Raw genomic sequence first — 20461 nt, 5'->3', positions numbered from 1 at the left:
TACCACATGAGTTGTTTAGAATAGGCTTGCATTTCTATTTAATTTTTTCGCATTCTTCTAGCACGCTTACCCCTGTCATTGAAATCTCTGCTGTGTGAAGTGTAAATGACGTTTGCTCCACAAATTATTACGAAAAAGTAGGGACTTTGCTGGTTGTGTTGATTTGTCAGGCTAATGCATGCATAGCACTGCCAGTCGTCATTCATCGCCTTGCTTGCTTCGCTGCCACTTGAGTGGAGCGACCATCAACATCGCCTTGAGACCACATTAAAGTAAAGTATTCCTCCTATAACAGCTAAAGTTCTGATAACAACAGAAAAGGATGCCCAAGTCAAAACGGGACAAAAAAAGTGAGTCTGTTACTTCTCTCTCAATATCAATGTTTAAAATTACAATCTCATGTTGTTACTTGTCATGTACAGTTAATGTGTTTTAATAAACATTTCTTTTTCATCGATATCTGTCTGGTTTGCTTTGATTGAAAATGGTGAATAGTGAAATAGTTCAAACGCTAATCAGTATTACCGCCGGCTACCACAGGTATTACTCACACCGTACCTTTAAGGCCAAGAAGCCTGTTGAGTGGGGTTTGTTGTTTTTTGGTACCCTGGCGGTACAGGGGAGTGTATTGCGCTGGTGTTTTGACCACCGCCTGCATCATACCTACATCGATGGCGAGCGCGACCCTTACGGTACGCCGCAGGGCTTTTGGCAATCACATCTCTTATGGATGTTCAAACACGGCGAGCCGTTTGATGACCGTTTCCTCGGCGATCTGAAAAACGACAAGCTATTAATTTTTCAGCACAAGCACTTTGGCTGGCTGATCACGCTCGTGAACGTCCTCGTTGTGCTCTTTGTGGGCTGGATGACAGGCGATTACATCGGATCTTTTGTCTTCGTATTCTTGCTTCGCCTCTTCCTCGGGCACCACTGCACGTGGTTCATCAACTCGCTGGCTCATATGTGGGGCTCCAAACCGTACTCTAGTGAGCATTCGGCTGTGAACAACTTTATCCTTGCGTTCCTTACAAGCGGCGAAGGGTATCACAATTACCATCATACGTTTGCCAGCGATTATCGCAATGGCATCCGCTGGTACCAGTACGATCCTACCAAATATCTCATCTGGACGCTCAGCAAGCTTGGCCTTGCATCTGGTTTGAAGCGTACGGACCCGCTGATGATCAAGAAAAAGCTTGTTCAGGCTGACCGTAAGATGCTCACGCATCACCTTTCTATGATTCGCGAGGTAGACGTAGAGGCGTTCAGCTCTGTTGTTGATACGCTCTCAGCCAAACTCACTGCTTCTATTGCCAATGCAAAAAGCACGCTCGAGAAATACCGTTCGATTGATCGTAAAACGAATCGCAGCGAGTGGAAAGAGCTTCGTGCGGCGTACAAGCAACTGAAGCGTGAGATCAGCCAGGATCTCAAAACCTGGCGTCGGCTCTGCACGCTCATTTTGGAGTTGGATCCAAAGCTGAAATCTGCTCATATCCACTAGCGATGTAAGTGGATACCGATCAAGTTCAAATTAAAAAAGGGCTGCTCGATTTGAGCAGCCCTTTTTTAGTTAAAAGTTGAAGGTTAAAAGTTGAAGGTGTATGTCGTGTACTGCATCTAAAGCCTCAAAAACCTTAAACCAGCAACCTTAAACCTTCAACGCTAAACAAAAAAATCCGCAAGGATTGATTTGTTTAGTCCTTTACCGGCACCCAGACCAGCGCCACATCATCTATCGTGATGTCTGTCTTTTCAAGGCCGATCTCCAGATCTTCGATAGCCTGGCCTTTTTCTTCCCATTCGAGGTCCAGCGCGAGCAACTCATCTGCCAATTCGTTTTCCAGATCCTCCAGTTCTTCCGCTTTCTCTTCTACCCGGTTAGAAGCAGATTGCATCCGCTGGCTTGATGTTCGCGTTTGTTTACGCTTTGAAGATGCCCTGCGTAGGTCTGCTGCCATGCCGCGGGAGCTTTTCCGGCCACCCAGAAACATACCGAGTACGGAGCCAACACCGGAGAGCAGTTCGTCCGTTTTACGGGAGCTGTGATCAACGCGAAGTTCTTCGAGGCGATCTTCTGCTTTCTCCAGCATGTCTGACGTGCGCTTGATACGCTTCTCGTACTTGGTGCGCAACTTGGCCGCCGCTTCGTCTTCGAGGTTCTCTGCGGCCTTGTGGCACCGCAATTCGAAGGCTTCGCGGGATTCACCGATACGAGAATAGAGTTTTAGCAGCTTGTTGGCATAAACCGTTACGGTGCGCTCCCGGTACAGGTACTCTTTCAGGTCTTTCTCCAAGCCCTTGAAATAGCTTACAGTATGGATTGGGGCATCCGGCATTTCAAAGCTGGCGCCGTCTGGGGCGTCAGGTACCAGGTCGCGGTCGTCATAGTCTACCGGCACCGCATCCTCAGCTGAGGTCTGCTGTGAGAGGGGGTAGATAACGGCTTCCCACTCTTCGGTGTGCCTGAGGTCAGCTTTGGTGTCATCGTAGAGCAACTTAACGCGGGCAGCTACCGCCGGCGCAAAAGTTCTGCTGCCCGACTTAATGTCTTTGATCGCGCGCCAGTCTGCCGCTGGATGCAGGAAGTAGGTGGCGCGGCCCTTGGCCACATCAGGCATCACAGAAGATGCGCTGTCAGAGGCACCGCTACCCGCTGTTGATGCCAGGGTAGCTACTTCTGGTTCGTAATTACGCTCTGGCGCATCAGCCGTGATTTTGCTGATTTCATCGCGCGTCATAGGGCCACGCAGGTACGACATGGCCCAGCGGGTACCAAACAACTGGGGGCCTGATCCTTTGGTGGAGTGCAGCATAAATTGCCGCTTGCCAAGCCCACTGATGAGGCGTTCAATTTCCTTGGTGTCTGTGCCCCCGTCGGCTGCTGAGAGGCCGTCCATCAGGCGGGCTTTGTCGCGCTCTGTTTGCAGCCGGCCAATCATCCAGGTGCCAGTGTTCGACAGGGCTTTGTAGTCGATATCCACCGGGTTTTGCGTAGACAGCACCATACCCAACCCAAAGGCGCGGGCCTGCTTGAGGATGGTCAGAATCGGTTTCTTGCTTGGCGGTGCTTTGGTTGGCGGAACGAAACCAAACACTTCATCCATATAGATAAGCGCCTTCAGGTCGTCTGACCCGGGCTGTGTCCGCATCCAGGTAATCATCTTCGACAGCACGAGGGTCACTACAAACTGACGCTCTTCGTCTGACAGATGGGCCATGGAAAGAATGGCTGCTTTGGGTTTGCCATCCTCTGTATAGAGCAATTTGTCGATATCCAGTGCCGGCCCTTCCATCCACGTGGCAAACGACGGAGAGGCGAGGAGGCCGTTAATTTTGAGGGCGAGTTTACGCCGGTCTTTCTGTGGGAAGAAAGAGTCGATGTCAATGACGCCAAGCTTGCGCAGGGGCGGGTCCTGGATTTGACCAACCAGAGAAGGCAGGTCGAGGTCCTGGCCGTTTTTCCACGCGTGCTCGATGAGATTGGCAAGCAGAATGTGCTCACGGCTGCTAATGGCATCCCCCTGCACACCTACCAGGGCAAGCAGGCTGGTTACAAACCCTTCAATTTCATCTCGCATCAACTCTACGTGCGAAGCCTTTTTCGGGGCCTTGAGTGATCCTACAATGTTGAGTGGTATGCCAGCGGTTGAGCCTGGTGTATACAGACTGAAATCGGCTTTCTTATGCAGGGCTGCAATGCGATCTTCGGTGATACCCCAGCCGGCGAGCCCTTTTTTCCAAAAGCCGGCCGTTTTGTCTGCCAGTTCATCAACAGAAACGCCTTCCTTTTTTGCTTCAGATTCGCTAATCCACGGTTTGAATTCGCCGCCTGAAAGCTTGGGAAACGTAAGCAAGAGATTGCCCATGTCGCCTTTCGGATCGAGTATGAGCGTGGGGCGTCCGGAAAGCAGCAACTCTTCAAGCAGGATGATACCGAGGCCTGTTTTACCCGAGCCCGTCATCCCCACAATAACGCCGTGTGTGGTCAGGTTACTCGATTTAATAAATACAGGCTCTTCCATGCCTTTATCAGGCGAACCGCCCATATAGAGCCGGCCTTTGGGGATTTCTATCTGCTTTGCCATAATTGGTTGTATTCAAACGGTTTAGCGGGTCTGCCGCATTTTAACAAATTGCGGCCACTAAATCAGGACTATTTCTTGAAAAAACTGTAGGTCTCGTCTTTACAGGAGCGCAAGGAGCCCTTTGATCCCCTGAATAGCCATGAAGGTGGTAAAAAGGAATGCAATGCCGAAGATAACATTCATGGTTCGCGTATTGGTGTAGTTTTTTACGATGCTGCTGCGGTTGAGCAACATCCACATAAACAGTACCAGCACGGGCATAAAAACAGCCTGTATGGCTAGAGAGGCAATCTGGATGAGCACGGGCCGGCCGCCGGCGAGCGGTGCGATGAGTCCGGCGCCGCAATACACAAGCGCAATAAGTCTGAAGTGTAGTTGTGCCGGGTCGCGCCCGAGGTTGAAGTAATCCGAGATGGTCCAGATTGAAACAAGCGCATTCGGGAAGGCTGAGGACAGGCCGGCTGCAACAATGCCTATCACAAACAGCGTTGCTGCAAAGGAGCCGGCTATCGGGAGGAGCGTGTAGGCCATGTCGATGGCTTTTTCCACCTGAATGCCCTGTGCATAGAGCGTCGCGGCTGCACAGGCCATGATGATGCCTGAAATCACAAAAATCAAAATTGCAGAGACCGTGGCATCTTTGCGCTCGTGAGGGAGGTCGGCTACCGTCCAGCCTTTGTCAGCGACCACATACGAGCGCATAATCATGATGCTGCCGGCGAGGGTAGTGCCCACCATTGCGGCTGCTACCATCGCACCTTCTGCTGGCATCGAGGGCAGCAATCCACTTGCTATGGTCGAGAACGAGGGTTTGATTATGGCAAAATTGACAATGAAACTGAAGCCAAGAATGGTCACCAACACGGTCAGTATTTTCTCGAACAGGCTGTATTTGCCAAAAAATATCATCAGATAGATCAGGCTGCTCCAGAAAAAGGCCGAGAGCAAAAAGCTGCCGTCTATCCATGACGCAAAAGCTTCCGCGACGATGCCAAGCACGCCAATGTTAGACGAAAACTGTCCGATTACAATCGCCAACACGAGGTAAAAGCCGGCCGGCCGGCCGATTTGTTGGGTCACGGCTTGCACAAACGTTTGTCCGGACGCAAGGGTGAGCCGGCTCATGCTAGTAAGTAGCGCCCAATAGAAAAAGCACGAAGGAATAAGTGCCCAGAGCAAAGAGGTGCCTTGCTCAGCGCCCGCAACTACAAGGGATGAGACGCTACCGGTGCCTATGGTTGCGCCGATCATAAATAACGCGGGTCCGTAGCGCGACACCAATGATGCCAGCCGGGAAGGTGTGGTAGGGGGGACCGTTGAAGTTTGCATGTTGTACGCACTGCCTGTTGGTGGAGGGCAGCAATATACACAAAGATATGGGGTGCCGGTGAATTAGGCTTTGTCAAACAGACAAAGCTGTATCCTGAGCGAATGCGAAGAATCTCTCCCTTTTTTACTTTTCAGAAAATACCTAGTCTCCCATAATCAGGGTGCGGACCGCATCAATGCTGGTTGGCAGGGTAAGGAATCTGCTGATGCCGGCTTGTAGGAAAGTTGCGGGATCTGCCCCTGCATTTTTCCCTCTGATCCCGATGATGCAGCTTATGCCCTGCAACTTGCTTTGTTGGCTCAATTCATGTAATAGTTCAATCGATGGTGTTGGGCTAATCATCGTATTTATGAGGACAGCGCGATAGCTGTCGTGTCCTTCAGGAATTTGTGACGGGTCGAGGCTTTCGAGCACATCAACGTGCATATCAAGGGATTGCAGCATGTACGACAGGATTTTCTGGTTGATTTTATTGGGTTCAATCAGCAAGATGCTTTGGACCTCTGTCGTGCCAGTCAGCGCCGGAGCGTCATACGCCGCTGTGCTTTGCCTGGTCTGGAGGGTGCCGGCATAGGCCAGCGTCTCCTGCAATTGTGTGAACAAAACGGGTTGCTGAATAAACAGATCAAATGCCTTTTTCTCTTTTCGAGGTATTTCCTGTTTGTGTGCGAGCACGCCCATTCGGAGCGGCGGGGGGGCGGTGTGCGATTGATTATAGAATTGACACAGGGGATCCTCTGAGGCCCTGTTATCGCCCTGATAAGGATGTATGATCAAGCCACAAGATGCAGCGGTATCGGTATCGAATTCTGCAGGATCCAGCCATAAAGGCACAAGATTGAGCCACTTCAAGTAGTTCGCAATGCTTTCGCCGTGCCCATTTTGCAGGTTGTATAATCCAATACTGCCGAGGGAGGCTGTTTCTGATGTGGGATTAACGTCCAGGGTTTCGAGTATGTTGATGGGTAGCTTCACAGTAACCGAAGTGCCAGCAGCTGGCTGGCTGGTCATCGAGATGCTGCCTCCCATGTGATGGACGAGTTGCTGACAAAGGGATAGACCCAGGCCCAGGCCACCGTAGGTGCGGGCATAAGACCGTTCTGCTTGCCAAAAAGGCTCATAAACAAGCGGTAGTAAATGCTCCTCAATACCGATGCCGGTGTCGGTGATGCGGAGATGGTACATGGCCTCGTCGTCAACCCCTTGTATGCAAGCAGCAACCTGTACCTGGCCACTGGCTGTGAACTTTAAGGCGTTTTGAAGCACGAGCGTGATCACCTGTCGAAAGCGATGCTGATCGGCCTGTATCACACACAGGAGTTCTTTTTCCAACTGTAATTCAAGATCCAGGCCTTTTTGGAAAGCTGTTATTGCATGTTGCTGTACAACAGCTTCTATTTGCTCAAGCAGATGGAACGTATCAGACTGCAGGGGGAAATCGCCTTGAAGTAAGCGGGAATAGTCCAGGAGGTGACTGATGACATGTTCGAGGAGCTGTCCGGACTCATGAATGGATTGCGCGCAATCTTTGATTTCAAAGTTGATTGGCATGTCGAGGAGCAGTTGGGTCATGCCCAGGATGCCATTTAACGGCGTGCGCAACTCATGACTCATATTGTCGAGAAACTGGCTGCGGACTTCCTCGGCAGCACGCGTTTTTACTTTCTCGGCTGCAAGTGCCTGTTCAAGAGACGTACGTACACCACGTTCTTCAGCCAGGACTTTTTCCAGTGACACGAGTTTTGACGACAGGGTATCTATGCGTTCATCCAGGAAGGCACAATGCTCCTGCAGGGTGTTAAACGTGTCTGCAAATTCATCTTTCAATAACGAACGTGCGGACGACGGTATGTTGAACTGTTGCTTGCCCTGGGGGGAAGTGTCGTCCATTCGTTATAAACCTTGTGCGAATAAGAAATTGATAAAAGCCAATATGCACTTTCCGTTATCGGCTGCTATTTCCCGAAGCTAAATCCATCAATTTCCGAAAGACGTATCCGCCAAAAGCCTTCGGTTCGTTGCGGGGCAGGGGTGCCATCAAGAATTGCTGCTTCTTCGAGGTGCAAAAACATTTCGTCCGTTTCAGCTGACACTTCTTCAAAGAGGCCAAGTATTTCCAGCAGGCCCGGCATGTTCTCCTCGTGCACGTGCGAATTGAACTGTTTCCTTATTTTAAGGAGGTAGCTTTGCTGCCCAATGATGCGTCCGCTCAGGACTGCGCCGTTGACAGCCAGCGTAGCGGTTGTATGCACACCATGCTCCGCCAAACGCATTACAGCGATCAGTACAGGATCAATTGCCGGTTCCATAAGAAATAAAGCGTAGATGTTATTGCTGTGTTGTACACAGGTGATGTTGCCCCAGCAGGGGAGAGCCGAGGTGCTGCTGCGCATAATGTGGGACATGATTACACATAAACCATGTAACGCTCGTGTCGTTTATACTACAGACAATCGTAGTGCTTTCAGCATCAACACGTTAATACCATGGATGTCTTCACACAGCATAAAGGATTCTATTACGTTGTTTTTGGTCTGATTGTTATTTCTTTTCTCTGGCAGATCGCACTGGGTTTGTGTCCGGTTCCGTAGGCCGGAGGCTACTGTTGGGGAAGTTTGTAGTTTGGAAAAAGTATAGAGGTATTATTGTGCGTACAGGATTATTGTTGGCGGGTGTTGTGCTGGTATTACTGCTGGTTGTCGTTATTACGGGCGCCGGCTTTGCCCCTAAAGTATTTTCGGGTACATTTACGGCACCGGAAACTGTACACGGCCCCGTAGTGGTGGAGTTGTTTACTTCACAGGGCTGCTCTAGCTGTCCGCCGGCTGATAAATACCTGAAATCCCTGGCGCAATCGCCTGAATGGCAAGCACATGTCATTCCGTTGTCTTTCCATGTAGACTATTGGAATTACCTCGGCTGGAAAGATCCATTTTCTGACGCAGCATGGACGGAGCGGCAAGGGGATTATGTGACAGCCCTTGGAGGCGCAACGCTCTACACACCCCAGATGGTGATTCATGGCCACGAAGATGTGGTAGGATCGCGGTTCGCACAAGTGGAGAAAGTTATTAACGCGCGGGCCAAAGATGCGCGAAGCCACCAGGCAAAGTTAGCTGTTACGCGGCTCATACGAGACAAAGACAAACTTTCGGGTACGGTGCATCTTACGGGCAAAATACCGAGAAGCAGGGCACCTTATGCCTTGATTGCAATTGCATTTCAAAAAGAGCTATCTACCGATGTGCCGCGCGGTGAAAATGCCGGCAAAACGCTGCAAAATGATTTTGTCGTGAGAAACCTCGCGCTGGTCACCAAGTTGCAACAGACGAAAAAGCTCGATCAACAGGCGTCTTTTGAAGTTGCCCTTGATGCATCGATGGATCCGGAGCGCATGGGGATTGCAATCCTTGTGCAACATACCCGGACGATGGAAATCATTGGGGCAACGGCGCATTTCTAGCGGCCTTATATAAGCCGTATAAATGATTTGGTCGAGATGTTTTAGGCAAGCTTCTGCATTGATCTGCTCAAATCTGTAAGCAGAGGCGCTGTGTACATGTGCTTAATGCATCGAATAGTATAAATCGAGTTTTTTTTGTATATAATTGGGGTACGTGCCAGCTACACGTCTTTCAGGTTTGGCTAAAAATCGCTATCCTAGTTTCTTTTTCTGTCGCGAATTGTAGAAGCGGCAGGGTTTACAACTTTCCCGTCACTGCTTTAGGGTTGTTGTTTCTTTTTGATTCAGTGAAGGCATCTGACCTTCCTGGTGTTGTTGATTTTAATACGTGAAGGTTTGGTTTTTTTGTGCTGCGTGGGCACGTAAAACATCCTGATTTCGCCTTCACACATTGCTTCCGATATGGCGCACACCATGGTTTCACAGCAAGATCGTGATCGATTGATCGCCGAAATTGATGCCCTGAACCGCTTGTACGAAGACACCAAGGTGTTTCTTGAAGAAGGGTTGCAAGATCCCAGTATTTCGCAGGAAGATTTTGCAGAGGGTGCAATGCGCGCAATGCGCTTGCTTATACGTCTTAAAGTAATGCTAGACGATTACGCCAAATTGTAACGGCGCTGAGCTTTATTTGCGTATTACATCGACCGGGTATAAATAACAAAGCCCGGTCAAATGACCGGGCTTCGACCCACCACAGAAAGAGGTCCACCCTATGAGGGGGTGTTCTTATGCTATTTCGACACCTGCACGAGGCAGGTGACCTCAAGTTCGTTATCGGATAAATCCCAATTTGCTTAAGGCGTTCGCTGGCAAAAATCGTTATTTATGCAGTACGCTACTGAGAAGAAGGGTGAGGAGGAGGCAACGGCCAGCCTGTATCAGTAGGATTTTCTCCGCCACCACCGCTTAGCAGGATTGCTGCGCCGGCAACAACCACGAGGGCAGCGCCTCCCCCAAACAACAGGGCTTTGCGCCGGCGCGGCGCGGCCTGGTCCTCATCGTTTTCTGCAATTTCTACAGCCGGCGGCTCAGGTGTTGGCAACACTACTTCAGATTCAGTCTCTGGAAATTGCCCGGATGCTATCATTTGCTGCTTCACTTCCAAAATGAATGCTGAAAAGTTTGGTGGCAGCTGCGGATCCGGGGTGTACGTCGGATTGAGCACATATAACCCTTCGATGGCTGTACGGGCATTGTCGTCATTCCCTAATACAAAATGGGTGCGGCCGAGCAAGGCATACGCACGAATGCCCTGGTGACCGGCAAAGGCATCTGCCGTGATACACGGCTGCAGCAAAGCAATGGTGTTTTCAAAATCACCACTGAAATACGCGCTTTCTGCATCTGCAAGCGCAGTTGTACAGTCTGGCGCATCCTGGGCGAATACGCGGCCAATAGGCAAGACTGCCAGTGCAAACACCAGGGTAATTGCGTGCTTTTTAAAACGGGGAGTTTTCATATGCATGTAATCCTGCCGTAAACAGGTGTGGTGCGCCGCCTGTTGTGGCGCAATGCTACAGGGCGCTAGCTAAGCGCCATGTGTTAGTCAGACTTGCGCAGCACAAAGCGAATGGGGCTTTGGCCTGAAGCCTCGTAGTTTTTAGTAACAGCTTCTTCAACCATCTCATACCCTTCAGCTTTAACGGCTAGTTTGTGCTGCCCGATAGGTACCTCAATTGGCGTCGGCGTATAAAGTCCAGTGGGTTTGCCATCAAGGAGAATTTCTACGTGCATGCCGTTTTCAGCCGTATCAAAAGCAGTAATGATCAGCCGAACGGTTTCGGTGAAATCAATGTCGTATGAAAGCGAATCGGAAGGCGCGATGGTGATCGTTTTTTTCCACTCTCCATGCTGCGGGTGTGCCACGAGCACTTCGTGTGACGCAGCCAACAAAGGCACACGTGTGCCGGCGCCTGTTTCTTTTGCAATCAAATCGCCATCAATATAGAGTTCTGCAGGCGGATTGATATTTAGTTTGAGCAAGCCCATGATTGGGGCAAGTCGGCGGTTGATTTGGCTGATGTTGTACGGGCGTACTTGCACGCGCCCTTTGTAAGACTCGTGGTTGCGCAGCCGCAATTCAACATCGGCTCCCCCAGCGTTAACATTATCAACGAGGAGTGGGGTTATGCCTACATTCACACCATTCAGATAAATCTGGGCGCCTTCGGGCGTACTGGAAAATCGTATGGAGCCAACTGCTGTAGTAGTGCCCGTGTTTTGTGGCGGGGTGACAGGGCTGGTGTTTGCTGGTTCGGTTGCCGGGTTCTCTGTGTTTTCAGAAGGTGCACTGACCGTTGTGTCAACGGAGTCTTCCGTAGCCTGCTCAGTGCCCGGGCCTTCAGAGACATTAATGGGGTTGAGTTCAATTTCCGACAAGGGAGCCGCATCTGCCCGGGTAATTGACGGGTCACCTTGCGTCCCCAGCTGTTCTGCGAGCGAGGGCTCTTCAACATCTGAGCTAATAAATGCACTAAGCACTTCTGGCGTAAAGACGGCAATGAAAGACAGGGCAACAATGAGCAAGCCAACCAATGTAGCATAAAGGCGCCATCGCTGGCTGAAGCCGGAAGCACCTGGATAATTGCCCCCGCCTGTGCCGTTTACAGCCAGTGCGGTAGACGTCGTATTCATTTCAAACTCTTCGAGTGCAGAAATCATTTCTGCAGCACTCTGAAATCGTTTGTGTGGCTCTTTCTCTAGCGATTTCATGATGATCCGCGCGAGGGGCTTCGGAATAGAAGAATCCCGTTTGCGAATATCAGGAAACGGCTCTTCAACAATCATTTTCTGGATTGCATAGCCGCTTGCATTTTTCTCAAAAGGCAGCATGCCGGCGATGGCCTCGTAAATCGTCATGCCGAGCGAGAAAATATCACCGCGATGATCAACATTGCGTAGCCCGCGAATCTGTTCGGGTGGCATATAATGGATTGTACCACCGGTGGCCATGGTAACCGTGGTGTCCGTTGTCCGTTTGCCTTCCTGCAAGATTTTGGCGAGGCCAAAGTCTGTGATTTTAACGACGTTGTTTTTAGCGAGCAGGATATTGCGCGGCTTGATGTCCCGATGAATTACACCACAGCTGTGGGCATAGTGAAATGCCGAAAGCATCTGTTTGGTGAGATAAAGGCCTTCTTTCCAGGGAATGGCGCCTTTTTCCTCCATGTAATCCGCCAGGGTAGGGCCCTTTACGTATTCCATCGAAATGTAAAAACCCATGTCGAAGGAACGAAAATCGTAAACGATTACGATGTTGGGATGGTGGATTTGTGCAAGGGCGCGGGCTTCCGCTCTGAAGCGGCGCAAAAAGGACTCATCCTGCGCAAGGGCAGGATTGATAATTTTGAGGGCAACAGTACGCGAAAGCTCCAGGTTTTCCGCCTTGAAAACAATCCCCATACCACCACGTCCGAGGACATCGTCGATACGGTGTCCATCGACTTCTTTGCCGATGAACTCTTCAGGACGTGGATACATGGTTAACATTGCTTAAGTGAGGAGTCTCCCCTTAAAGGTACTGTAAAAAATTTTGTTATAAACAGGAGGGTCGTATTGCAGGCAGAATTATCGCCGTAACATCATGCTACGCACAATTTGTTTGTCTTGCAATTGCAGTTGATAGAAGTACAAGCCACTGCTGAGGGCTGCACCGGCATCTCCCATCCCATCCCAGGTCAACTGGTGATGGCCGGCGCTGTACGCACCGTCAACCAGCACGCGAACCCGTTGCCCCAGCGTGTTATAGACGACGATCCGGACGTTTTCCGGTTCCGGAAGCGCAAACTCAATCGTTGTCGTTTGCGCAAACGGATTGGGGTAGTTGGGCAACAAAGCCAGTGATTCTGGTAACAGACTGGCCTGTTCTTCTTCCACAAAAGCCGCATCTCCAATCAACAAAACATACTGCTGTACGTTTGCGTCGGGCCAAAAAGTGAGCGAAGGGTTCTTACGGAAGTCGTAACGTTTGCCGAGTTTCCTGTCAATCAACAAAATTTCTTGGTGATTTTCGAAATGAGGAAAGCCTTCACCTTGCAAGGTAATGGGTCCATCAGTTGGTGCCTGCAGCGTCAGGGTATACCGGTACCCATCACGTTCAGCCGGTAAAAACTCTTCCGTTAAATAGCCCTGCCGGCCTCCCTGGGAAACCCCGGGGCGCAGTAAACGCAAACTTACCGTTTCGAAGGCGCCTGGCGGAGCAATCTGATCAAACTTGTCTGCACCAGCTTCCGTAGCCTCTATATGTCGTCCCGCCCGGATGCTTGTCAGCGTATCACCGGCAACTACTGCATGAATTGCAAACGCGGGTTGCACTGGCCGTTCGATATTGGCAGTAGAAGCCGCGATGTAAGGGAGTCTGAGCGAGTTCAGGCCTTCGTTGTTGAAAAAGTAGAACGCGTTGCCGGTAGTCGCTGAACTGAAAACAGGTGAGGCAATGTAGCGGCCTTGCCACCTGAACAATTGCTGACTGACTTCATTGGCCTGGGCTACAGCCTGCCAGGGAATATCGATGTCAAACGGATTGGATATGATATTCCAGCCGGCTTGGAGTGGAATAGTGTACGTACCATCTCCCGCAAGTTGAACCGTCGGACGAGATTCTGCACGCTCCCACGCCAGTTTGGACAACAACCAGAATCCGCCACCTGGCCGGAATGTGAAATTGGCGGAGCCGTCATATCGCTCAAAGTAGACTTCACGATCGTCGACGTCCTGGCCGTTGTCACGGAAGGCAATCCAGTCAACTTCCGGGGTGCCATTTACGGCCGTAGACATGGGTAGATTTACAGTGCCGGGGAGTGCTACCAGGCGGTAGCTTGCAGAAAGGTCGGGGTTGCCAAACGAAATGCTGATACTCTCAGCAAGGCTTTGCGGCGGCATGATCATGTCTGCCTGTACCACAACCTGAAAGGAGGTGGATGCCACCCCGCCTTTGTCGTCTTCTGCTGTGAGGGTTACGCTGGAAAAGCCGACGCCCACCGGGGTCAGCACGAGCGACGTACCATCAAGCATGACGTTTATAACGCTCTCATCGTTGGCACTGGCAGATAAGGTTAGCGGGTCGTTATCCGAAAATACATTTGCTACAGGCAGTGTCTGCGGGGCATCAGATTCGAATAAGACCTGGTCCGCAATGGCATTAATGACAGCTGGCCGGCTGTTGATGGTGAGTACAAATTCATCGTTAACCTGCTCGTCAAAACTATCTGTAGCACTGATGTTTATGGTTGTAGACCCAAGGGCAACAGGGGTGATAACAAGTGATTCATCATCAATAGCAACGGTGGCTATACCCGGTTCACTGGAGCCGGCCTCGAATGTCAGGTCATCACCATCAGGGTCGAGAAATACATCTGCGAGGTTGATGTTGCCTTGCCCATCTTCAAGCAAATAGTTGAAATCTGCTACAGGTGACTCAACGCGGGGAGGCTGGTTGTTGGTGCTCCGTTTTAAGTTGATAGAACGGGCTGTACTTCTTGTGAACTCGCTGCCATCTGTTGCGCCCACAAGATGATACAGTGTGACTGTTGCACCCTGTGCGATGCCTTGTGAAGCAAGAAACGCGTCGATGTCTGCGTGCGGTATGACAAACTCAGCGGCATCGCCAGTAGTGAAAATGCCGTCGATGAGTGTCATGTCGTTCTCGAAGTTCTCATTCCTGGAGAACACCCAGAGGTATTGGACAGGATGGCCGTCGGGATCTGAGACTTCGCTCCAGCTAATGGAAATGTTGCCCGGCTCGCCGAGGTCAATGTCTTGACCATCAGCCGGCGCTGAAATCTCCGGTTGATTGGGCCCGCTGTTTGGCGCAACATAGATCTGGCCGCGTAGCTCTGCCGTGAACGGATCAGCTATGTTACCACTTTCTGTTTCGATGCTGATATAGAAGAGGCCATTCTGGAGTGTAAGTAGTTCGGTATCGTTCAGTTCGAAGGTGTTGTTAGCAGCTTCAAAAACGCCGGCGCGTTCATCGGTGAGGCTGGCATTGAGTTCGTAAACTGAAGGCGTGCTTACGCCAGGGGCACCTGCGTGCAGGTAAGCTGCCCCATAATTGAAAGCCAGGCTTTCAAAAACGCCGGCAATGGAAAGCTGACTGCCAACCAGGGTAGCGGTCAGATTGCCGTTGGCAGGGCTCAACAGGGGAGGGACAACATGTATGCTCGACAGGTTTGAAGCAAAATTAACGACCGGAATCACGTTAACGGTAATGGGTTCGCTGACAAGGGTCAGGTCCGGTGCCCTCGAATTGGTTACCTCCAGCACATAAGTGCCGGCATCCGCGGGCGATGCAGAAGAGATCACGTAAGTATCTTCCGTTGCACCCTGGATTACAGCCCCGTCTTTTTTCCACTGGTAGGCGTTGTTTACCCCTTCAGTTTCCACTTGCAGCACAAGCGGATTGTTTTCCGTTGCGATAAGGGTCCGTGCTTCTCCAATATTTGGTTGTGGCACGTACTGGAAGTCGTTGATGTTGCCGTGGATTTCCAGGTCTTCAAAGGTTAGCAGGTTGTTAAAGACATAGAGTTCATTGAGGTTGGGTTGCGCATTGTCGATGCCGAAAGCGGGCAAGTCCACTATGGTATTGTTTTGCAAATGCAGGACACGCAGGGTAGCAATGCTCCCCATCTTTTCGGGTACTATGCCGGCAAACGCGTTGTCATTCAGGTATAACACCTGCAAACTGGGCAAATCGCTCAGGAATTCGGGGACCTCGCCGGCAAAATTATTGTTGTCGAGAAACAGGTTTTGCAGGTTTGGCAGGCTGGTCAGGCTTTCCGGAAGCGGCAAGGTCAAATTATTGTCGCCTACATCGATGGTTTCCAGCAGGGATGCTCCCTGCAAATCGTCTGACACTTGGCCCGTCAGGTTGTTGTTGCGCAGGTTCAGGCGACGCAAGGCCGGCAGGCCGCCAAGCGCTACCGGGAAGTCGCCCGTCAGGTTGTTGTTTTCAAGATTCAGTTCAGTGACCTGGCCGTCGTCATTGGTTTCAACGCCAAACCAGTTGGCAAGCGGCGCATTGGATAGCCAGTTGTTTTTTCTCGACCAGTTGGGGCCGTTTGTGGCGTTGTACAGTGCAATCAGGGCGGCGCGATCAGGGTCTTCAAGTGCAAATACGTGCGCAGCGCCGGCGTCGAGGCCTTTTTCATCATCCCCTTTGGTACCGCTGATAATGCGGGTATCGCTTATTGCAACGCCCTGGCCAAAAAGGTCGCCCGCTTCCAGGTTCTCGGGTGTGAGTTTGGCAATTTCAGCCCAACTGGCGCCAATTTGCTGATATACGTATACCGCGCCACTAAAGTCATTGTCGATGCGCGTAGACACGACGGCATAGTTGTTTTCTATGGCCACTGAGTTTCCGAAGCGATCCAGGCTTTCGCCATCAGAAGCAAGGAGTTTGGCCGTTTGCTGCCATTCCACGTCGCTTGTTTCCGTGAAGATATAGGCGGCGCCAGATTCTTCTCCGTTTACATCAACATCCCGTGCGCCCACAATTGCCTGGTTCTCATGGATGGCTACAATTTCGCCGAAACTGTCGTCAGCCTGGGCGTCATCAGCATAAATTTTGGTTACTTCAACCCATTCGCTACCGCGTAATTCGTAGATGTATGCAGCGCCGGCATTTTCGCCGCGGTCATCTACATCTCGTGCGCCGATAATCGCGCGGTCGCCGGACATGGCTACACTCCAGCCAAAACTGTCGCCTTCCTGGGTGTCACCAGGAATCAGTTTCTGAATCGGCGTCCAGGTGACGTCTGCATCGCCAGCACCCATTTCCCTTAGATAGACATACACGGCACCAGGATTGTTGAGATTGGAATGGTCGGCATCAAGGGCGCCAACCATAACATAGTCCCCGTTGGTTGCAACAGCGGCGCCATACTTGTCATTCAGGGCCCCATCTTCAGCGATGAGCCGTTCTTCTTGCAGCCACTTGCCGTCATTGTTGCGGCCAAATACATAGGCTGCGCCAGTTTTGATGCCGTTTTCGCGGGCGTCGACAGCCCCAACGACTATTACATCGTTGTTAATCGCTACAACACCGCCAAAAAGTCCATTGTCAAATAATCCCGGAAGAATGGCTCCATCGTCAGGAATCAGCTTGGCAGTTTGTGTCCAGACGCCGTTTGACAAGTCAAAGACATACGCCGCGCCGGCATCAGCGCCTGCGTCGTCGTCCCTGAACGCACCAATGACAGCTGTAGTCCCGTCAATTGCGACAGATTCACCAAACCGATCGTTTGGGTCGCTATCATTGGCTGTGATTTTGGATTCGACAAATTGCGCAAAGGCAGTATCTGCCGAGCCCAGGCATAAAGCCAACAGGCTTGCAATGAAAAAAAAGCGCCTCATCATGAGATTGGGTTGTACCATAAAAGCTTTCTCTGCAAAATCCTCTGCAAATAAATTACGGATCGCGTTAAGATGGGGTCAGGGATGATCATTGCGGGCATGTCCCGCCAAAATGTCCCGTACGAGCAGGTCTTGCGCAAAAAATATGCGATGCGCTGTACGTTTGGCCGTCGTATGTTACGACTTAATGGAAAATACAGCACAGGTACAGGTCGGGCCTTGTATCAAGAATACTCATTACAAGGGAGTGGTTGCTAGAAAAATACAACATTTCCATGCAAAAGAACATTCATGCTTTATAGTTGATTAAACAACGTGAAAAATGGATGCGCCAGCCCACAAGAGCCCGGCATTGCCTGGATCTGGGATATACTACAAGCAAACACTTGATTTGTCCCTCGATCGCAGCCTACATTTTGATACACAATCGAACCTCGGGAATTCTCTCACCCCGCCCATGTCTTCACATGGCGCATCCGGTTAAGGAGTCCCGCAGTTATTGCTTCTAACAGGATGCCGGTTTTGTACACCTTGTTAATTGGTAAGCCGGCATGCTACATTTGATGACAGCGAACGCTCAGTTTCAATACATCATGAGCCTCGATTTATGATGGTTAAGTTATTTTTAAAGACGGACGAAGATTCGGATGAAGTCGAAGAGTTCACTTTCGAGCAGGAGCGTATCTCCCTCGGAAGAGACAAAGAAAACGATGTTCATATTCCGGACAAGAGCAGGGTAGTCAGTAAAAAGCACGCAGAGATCACGCAACTCGAAGATGGCTATGAAATAGCAGATCTGGGGAGCAAGAACTTTACGTATCTCAACAGTACCCGGCTAGAATCAGGCCGCGCTTACATGCTGAGTGATGGTGACATCATTAAACTTGGCGAGTTTGAAGTTGAATTTCAGCTTGACAAGCCGGAGCCTGAAGATGAGCCTGAAACGGAAAAGGTTCGTACCCCCGATTATGACCGGACAGTATTTGAGAGCAGCTTTGTAAATCCGTTTTTGGAAGATGCAGAGCAGTTTGCAGCGGCTTTCACGAGCCTGTGCGATACGTACGAAGGCGAAGCGCCTAATCGACGTATAGATGCGCTAAAAGACGCGTTTGGGGCAGTAGACTTCGCTGCTAACGAAGACGTGCGGAAGCTGCTTGCAAGCCTCATTCTGGGCGAAGACCCTGAAGCTACCGATCCGAAGGTGCATGCCCTGTCTAATAATGGCACCACCAGCGATGAAGTACTGTCACAAGAGCCTGTGCCGGTTGAAAAGGCCCTTACCCCTGTTAGCAAGCGTGGTAAGAAACTCGAAACCTCGGCACAGTTGGACCAGGTACACAGCGTTGTCTTTAACGTATTGTCGATGTTGGTTAGCGTTCCCTGGGAGTTTCGTCATGAATTTGTTGGACACACCATAGCCCAGACACCTGAGTCTGAAATTCTGTTTGAAGGCAATGGTACGCGTTTGAAAGATTATTTGCTGGATCCTGATCTGGACGAAGAGGAACTTGGTCAGCGCCTTGCGTTGCTCGAAGAAGGGGGTGACGAAGTGATTTTGCACCAGCTTGCCATGCTGGATGGGTATAAAGCGGTAGTTCAGCAGGGCATGCACATGTTGTTGCGTGAAATTGACCCGGTTGTAGCAGCAGAGAGCCTGTCGCAACAGGGCGGACTATACCGCCTGTCGCCAAATCTGGCGCGCATGGTGGCTTCCTGGAGCTTGCAGGACAAGTTCAAAGAATTGCGCGCAGAAGACTGGTCTATCACCGAGCGTCGCGCTTACCGTCCATCGTTTATTCGGGCATACCTGTCTCGTATGTCTGCCGGCCCGAAAAAAACTCCGGCCTAACGTATTCAGGATTAACTTCTGTAACGAAAGAAATACAGAACCTAGCCCTACACCATGGCGCAAAAGCAAATTAGAAAGCAGGCTGCCCATCCTCCCATACGTCTTGTTGTGGAGATTCAGGATGATGAACCAATCGAACGGGTGTTTACGCGTCCGTTTCGTATTGGGCGGGATAGCGACTGCGATGTGATGATCAAGAACAGCCATGTAAGCCGGAATCATGTAGAAATAGACTATAAGGACCGGTGTTGGTGGGTACACGATCTTGAAAGCACCAATGGTATTTACGTAAACGGCAAGAAGGTAAACCACGTCCCGGTTATCGACAAGGACATCCTGCATCTGGGCAAAGATGGGCCGCGGATCGTATTCAATTACATTACTGCGGAGTCAGCGGCAGCCATGCCCGGCTTTGATGCGTCAGCCGAAGCACCCCGCCTGTTGCCAAGTACACCCAAAATTATCGCATTTGCTTTGGCCGCGCTCTTGCTTGGCGGTGCTGGCTTCTTCTATGGCCGGCATCAGCTGAGTAAAAACGATAATCTCGCTGAAAAAGCAGAAGTGCTCTTCACCGAGATTCGCGCAGCCGACATTGCAATCGCAAATGTTTATGCTGACCAGGAAGGAGCGGATAAACTACTGACCGCCCAAAAGATCATTAATCTGGAAAAAGAGCGGCAAACAGCAGCAGAAGATTACAAGGGCTATCTCATTCAGATGGGACTGTACCAGGCACTGGATGAAACAGAAAGCCAGATCTACAATGCGGCCCGTTTTTTCAACGAAAGTGAAATTAATATGCCGGCTTCATTTGTTGCCGACGTGAAAAAAAGCATTACACAGTACTGGTTGGGAGAAGGCGAAGGGCCGTATAAAGAAGCGCTTACAAGGGCACAACTCTTCGATTATACTCCTTTTGTAGTAAAAACACTGCAGGATTACGGTCTTCCTGTAGAGTTTTTCTATCTTCCGTTGAGTATTAGCGGGTTTGATGAGAACATGGCGGTGGGGCATGGGAGTAGAAACACCACATTGGGTGTTTGGCAACTTTCTGCCGGCACTGCCAGTTCGTATGGTCTGTCTACGACCAACAACGAAGAAGCATACGCGATAGGGTCACTTGATGACCGTAGCGATTTTCAACAATCCACGTATGCTGCTACAAATTTATTATTTGATATTTATCGACAGGAAGCATTGGCTTCAGGTCTGCTGACGTTGGCTGTTTTTTTGGAACACGAACGTGATTCGACAAAAAGGGAAGTGCAGCTACAGTCGGTTTTGGATGAAGTTGATAAAGATGTACATCAACGTACGATCTGGAATATTCGAGAGCAGTTTCCAACGCTTATTTCAGATGAAGTATATGACAC

Annotated in this window: 12 protein-coding genes; 5 read left to right on the top strand and 7 right to left on the bottom strand. The window is 50.5% G+C overall.

Going from position 1 to position 20461, the window contains the following annotated elements; all coding sequences use genetic code 11:
* The first annotated feature begins 484 nt into the window (after nucleotides 1-484).
* Entirely contained in the window at nucleotides 485-1507 is a 1023-nt protein-coding gene (locus AAF564_17115) for a fatty acid desaturase (protein ID MEM8487276.1), read from the top strand.
* Between the two features lie 193 nt (nucleotides 1508-1700).
* On the opposite strand, the gene AAF564_17110 is transcribed toward AAF564_17115, so the two are convergent.
* The 4 genes from AAF564_17110 to AAF564_17095 form a co-directional block, all read right to left on the bottom strand.
* The gene (locus tag AAF564_17110) at nucleotides 1701-4091 is read right to left on the bottom strand and encodes a DUF87 domain-containing protein (protein MEM8487275.1); all 2391 of its coding nucleotides are present in this window, start codon (nucleotides 4089-4091) and stop codon (nucleotides 1701-1703) included.
* 99 nt (nucleotides 4092-4190) lie between these two features.
* The gene (locus AAF564_17105; protein ID MEM8487274.1) at nucleotides 4191-5420 is read right to left on the bottom strand and encodes an Nramp family divalent metal transporter; all 1230 of its coding nucleotides are present in this window, start codon (nucleotides 5418-5420) and stop codon (nucleotides 4191-4193) included.
* Nucleotides 5421-5562: 142 nt separating this feature from the next.
* Entirely contained in the window at nucleotides 5563-7311 is a 1749-nt protein-coding gene (locus AAF564_17100) for a hybrid sensor histidine kinase/response regulator (GenBank protein ID MEM8487273.1), read from the bottom strand.
* Between the two features lie 65 nt (nucleotides 7312-7376).
* Nucleotides 7377-7730 (bottom strand): hypothetical protein, encoded by a 354-nt coding sequence (locus tag AAF564_17095; GenBank protein ID MEM8487272.1) that lies wholly within the window; start codon nucleotides 7728-7730, stop codon nucleotides 7377-7379.
* Nucleotides 7731-8068: 338 nt separating this feature from the next.
* Between AAF564_17095 and AAF564_17090 the strand changes: the two genes are divergently transcribed.
* Entirely contained in the window at nucleotides 8069-8884 is an 816-nt protein-coding gene (locus AAF564_17090; protein MEM8487271.1) for a DUF1223 domain-containing protein, read from the top strand.
* 402 nt (nucleotides 8885-9286) lie between these two features.
* Nucleotides 9287-9499, top strand: a complete 213-nt coding sequence (locus tag AAF564_17085; protein MEM8487270.1) for a hypothetical protein — start codon at nucleotides 9287-9289, stop codon at nucleotides 9497-9499.
* A gap of 223 nt (nucleotides 9500-9722) precedes the next feature.
* Here AAF564_17085 and AAF564_17080 read toward each other — a convergent pair whose 3' ends face one another.
* The 3 genes from AAF564_17080 to AAF564_17070 form a co-directional block, all read right to left on the bottom strand.
* Nucleotides 9723-10346: a hypothetical protein gene (locus AAF564_17080; GenBank protein ID MEM8487269.1), complete on the bottom strand. Its 624-nt coding sequence runs from the start codon at nucleotides 10344-10346 to the stop codon at nucleotides 9723-9725.
* An 83-nt stretch (nucleotides 10347-10429) separates the two neighbouring features.
* Entirely contained in the window at nucleotides 10430-12367 is a 1938-nt protein-coding gene (locus tag AAF564_17075; protein ID MEM8487268.1) for a protein kinase, read from the bottom strand.
* Between the two features lie 87 nt (nucleotides 12368-12454).
* On the bottom strand, nucleotides 12455-17242 hold the full coding sequence (locus AAF564_17070; GenBank protein MEM8487267.1) for a FlgD immunoglobulin-like domain containing protein: 4788 nt from the start codon (nucleotides 17240-17242) through the stop codon (nucleotides 12455-12457).
* Between the two features lie 604 nt (nucleotides 17243-17846).
* On the opposite strand from AAF564_17070, the gene AAF564_17065 reads away from it, so the two are divergent.
* On the top strand, nucleotides 17847-19088 hold the full coding sequence (locus AAF564_17065) for an FHA domain-containing protein (protein ID MEM8487266.1): 1242 nt from the start codon (nucleotides 17847-17849) through the stop codon (nucleotides 19086-19088).
* 54 nt (nucleotides 19089-19142) lie between these two features.
* Nucleotides 19143-20461: FHA domain-containing protein (locus AAF564_17060; protein MEM8487265.1), on the top strand; the 1319-nt coding region annotated here is incomplete at its 3' end.

The organism is Bacteroidota bacterium (assembly GCA_039111535.1).
In the GTDB taxonomy this organism is placed as follows: domain Bacteria; phylum Bacteroidota; class Rhodothermia; order Rhodothermales; family JAHQVL01; genus JBCCIM01.
The sequence above is the reverse complement of the archived record's forward strand: the minus strand, read 5'-3'. Positions and strand labels throughout refer to the sequence as shown.

What these genes read in the sequence shown, in the direction of transcription:
- AAF564_17070 (MEM8487267.1), bottom strand. Translation starts at nt 17,242, where the DNA reads ATGATGAGGCGCTTTTTTTTCATTGCAAGCCTGTTGGCTTTATGCCTG.
- AAF564_17110 (MEM8487275.1), bottom strand. Translation starts at nt 4,091, where the DNA reads ATGGCAAAGCAGATAGAAATCCCCAAAGGCCGGCTCTATATGGGCGGT.
- AAF564_17095 (MEM8487272.1), bottom strand. Translation starts at nt 7,730, where the DNA reads ATGGAACCGGCAATTGATCCTGTACTGATCGCTGTAATGCGTTTGGCG.
- AAF564_17105 (MEM8487274.1), bottom strand. Translation starts at nt 5,420, where the DNA reads ATGCAAACTTCAACGGTCCCCCCTACCACACCTTCCCGGCTGGCATCA.
- AAF564_17075 (MEM8487268.1), bottom strand. Translation starts at nt 12,367, where the DNA reads ATGTATCCACGTCCTGAAGAGTTCATCGGCAAAGAAGTCGATGGACAC.
- AAF564_17080 (MEM8487269.1), bottom strand. Translation starts at nt 10,346, where the DNA reads ATGAAAACTCCCCGTTTTAAAAAGCACGCAATTACCCTGGTGTTTGCA.
- AAF564_17100 (MEM8487273.1), bottom strand. Translation starts at nt 7,311, where the DNA reads ATGGACGACACTTCCCCCCAGGGCAAGCAACAGTTCAACATACCGTCG.
- AAF564_17085 (MEM8487270.1), top strand. Translation starts at nt 9,287, where the DNA reads ATGGCGCACACCATGGTTTCACAGCAAGATCGTGATCGATTGATCGCC.
- AAF564_17115 (MEM8487276.1), top strand. Translation starts at nt 485, where the DNA reads ATGGTGAATAGTGAAATAGTTCAAACGCTAATCAGTATTACCGCCGGC.
- AAF564_17065 (MEM8487266.1), top strand. Translation starts at nt 17,847, where the DNA reads ATGATGGTTAAGTTATTTTTAAAGACGGACGAAGATTCGGATGAAGTC.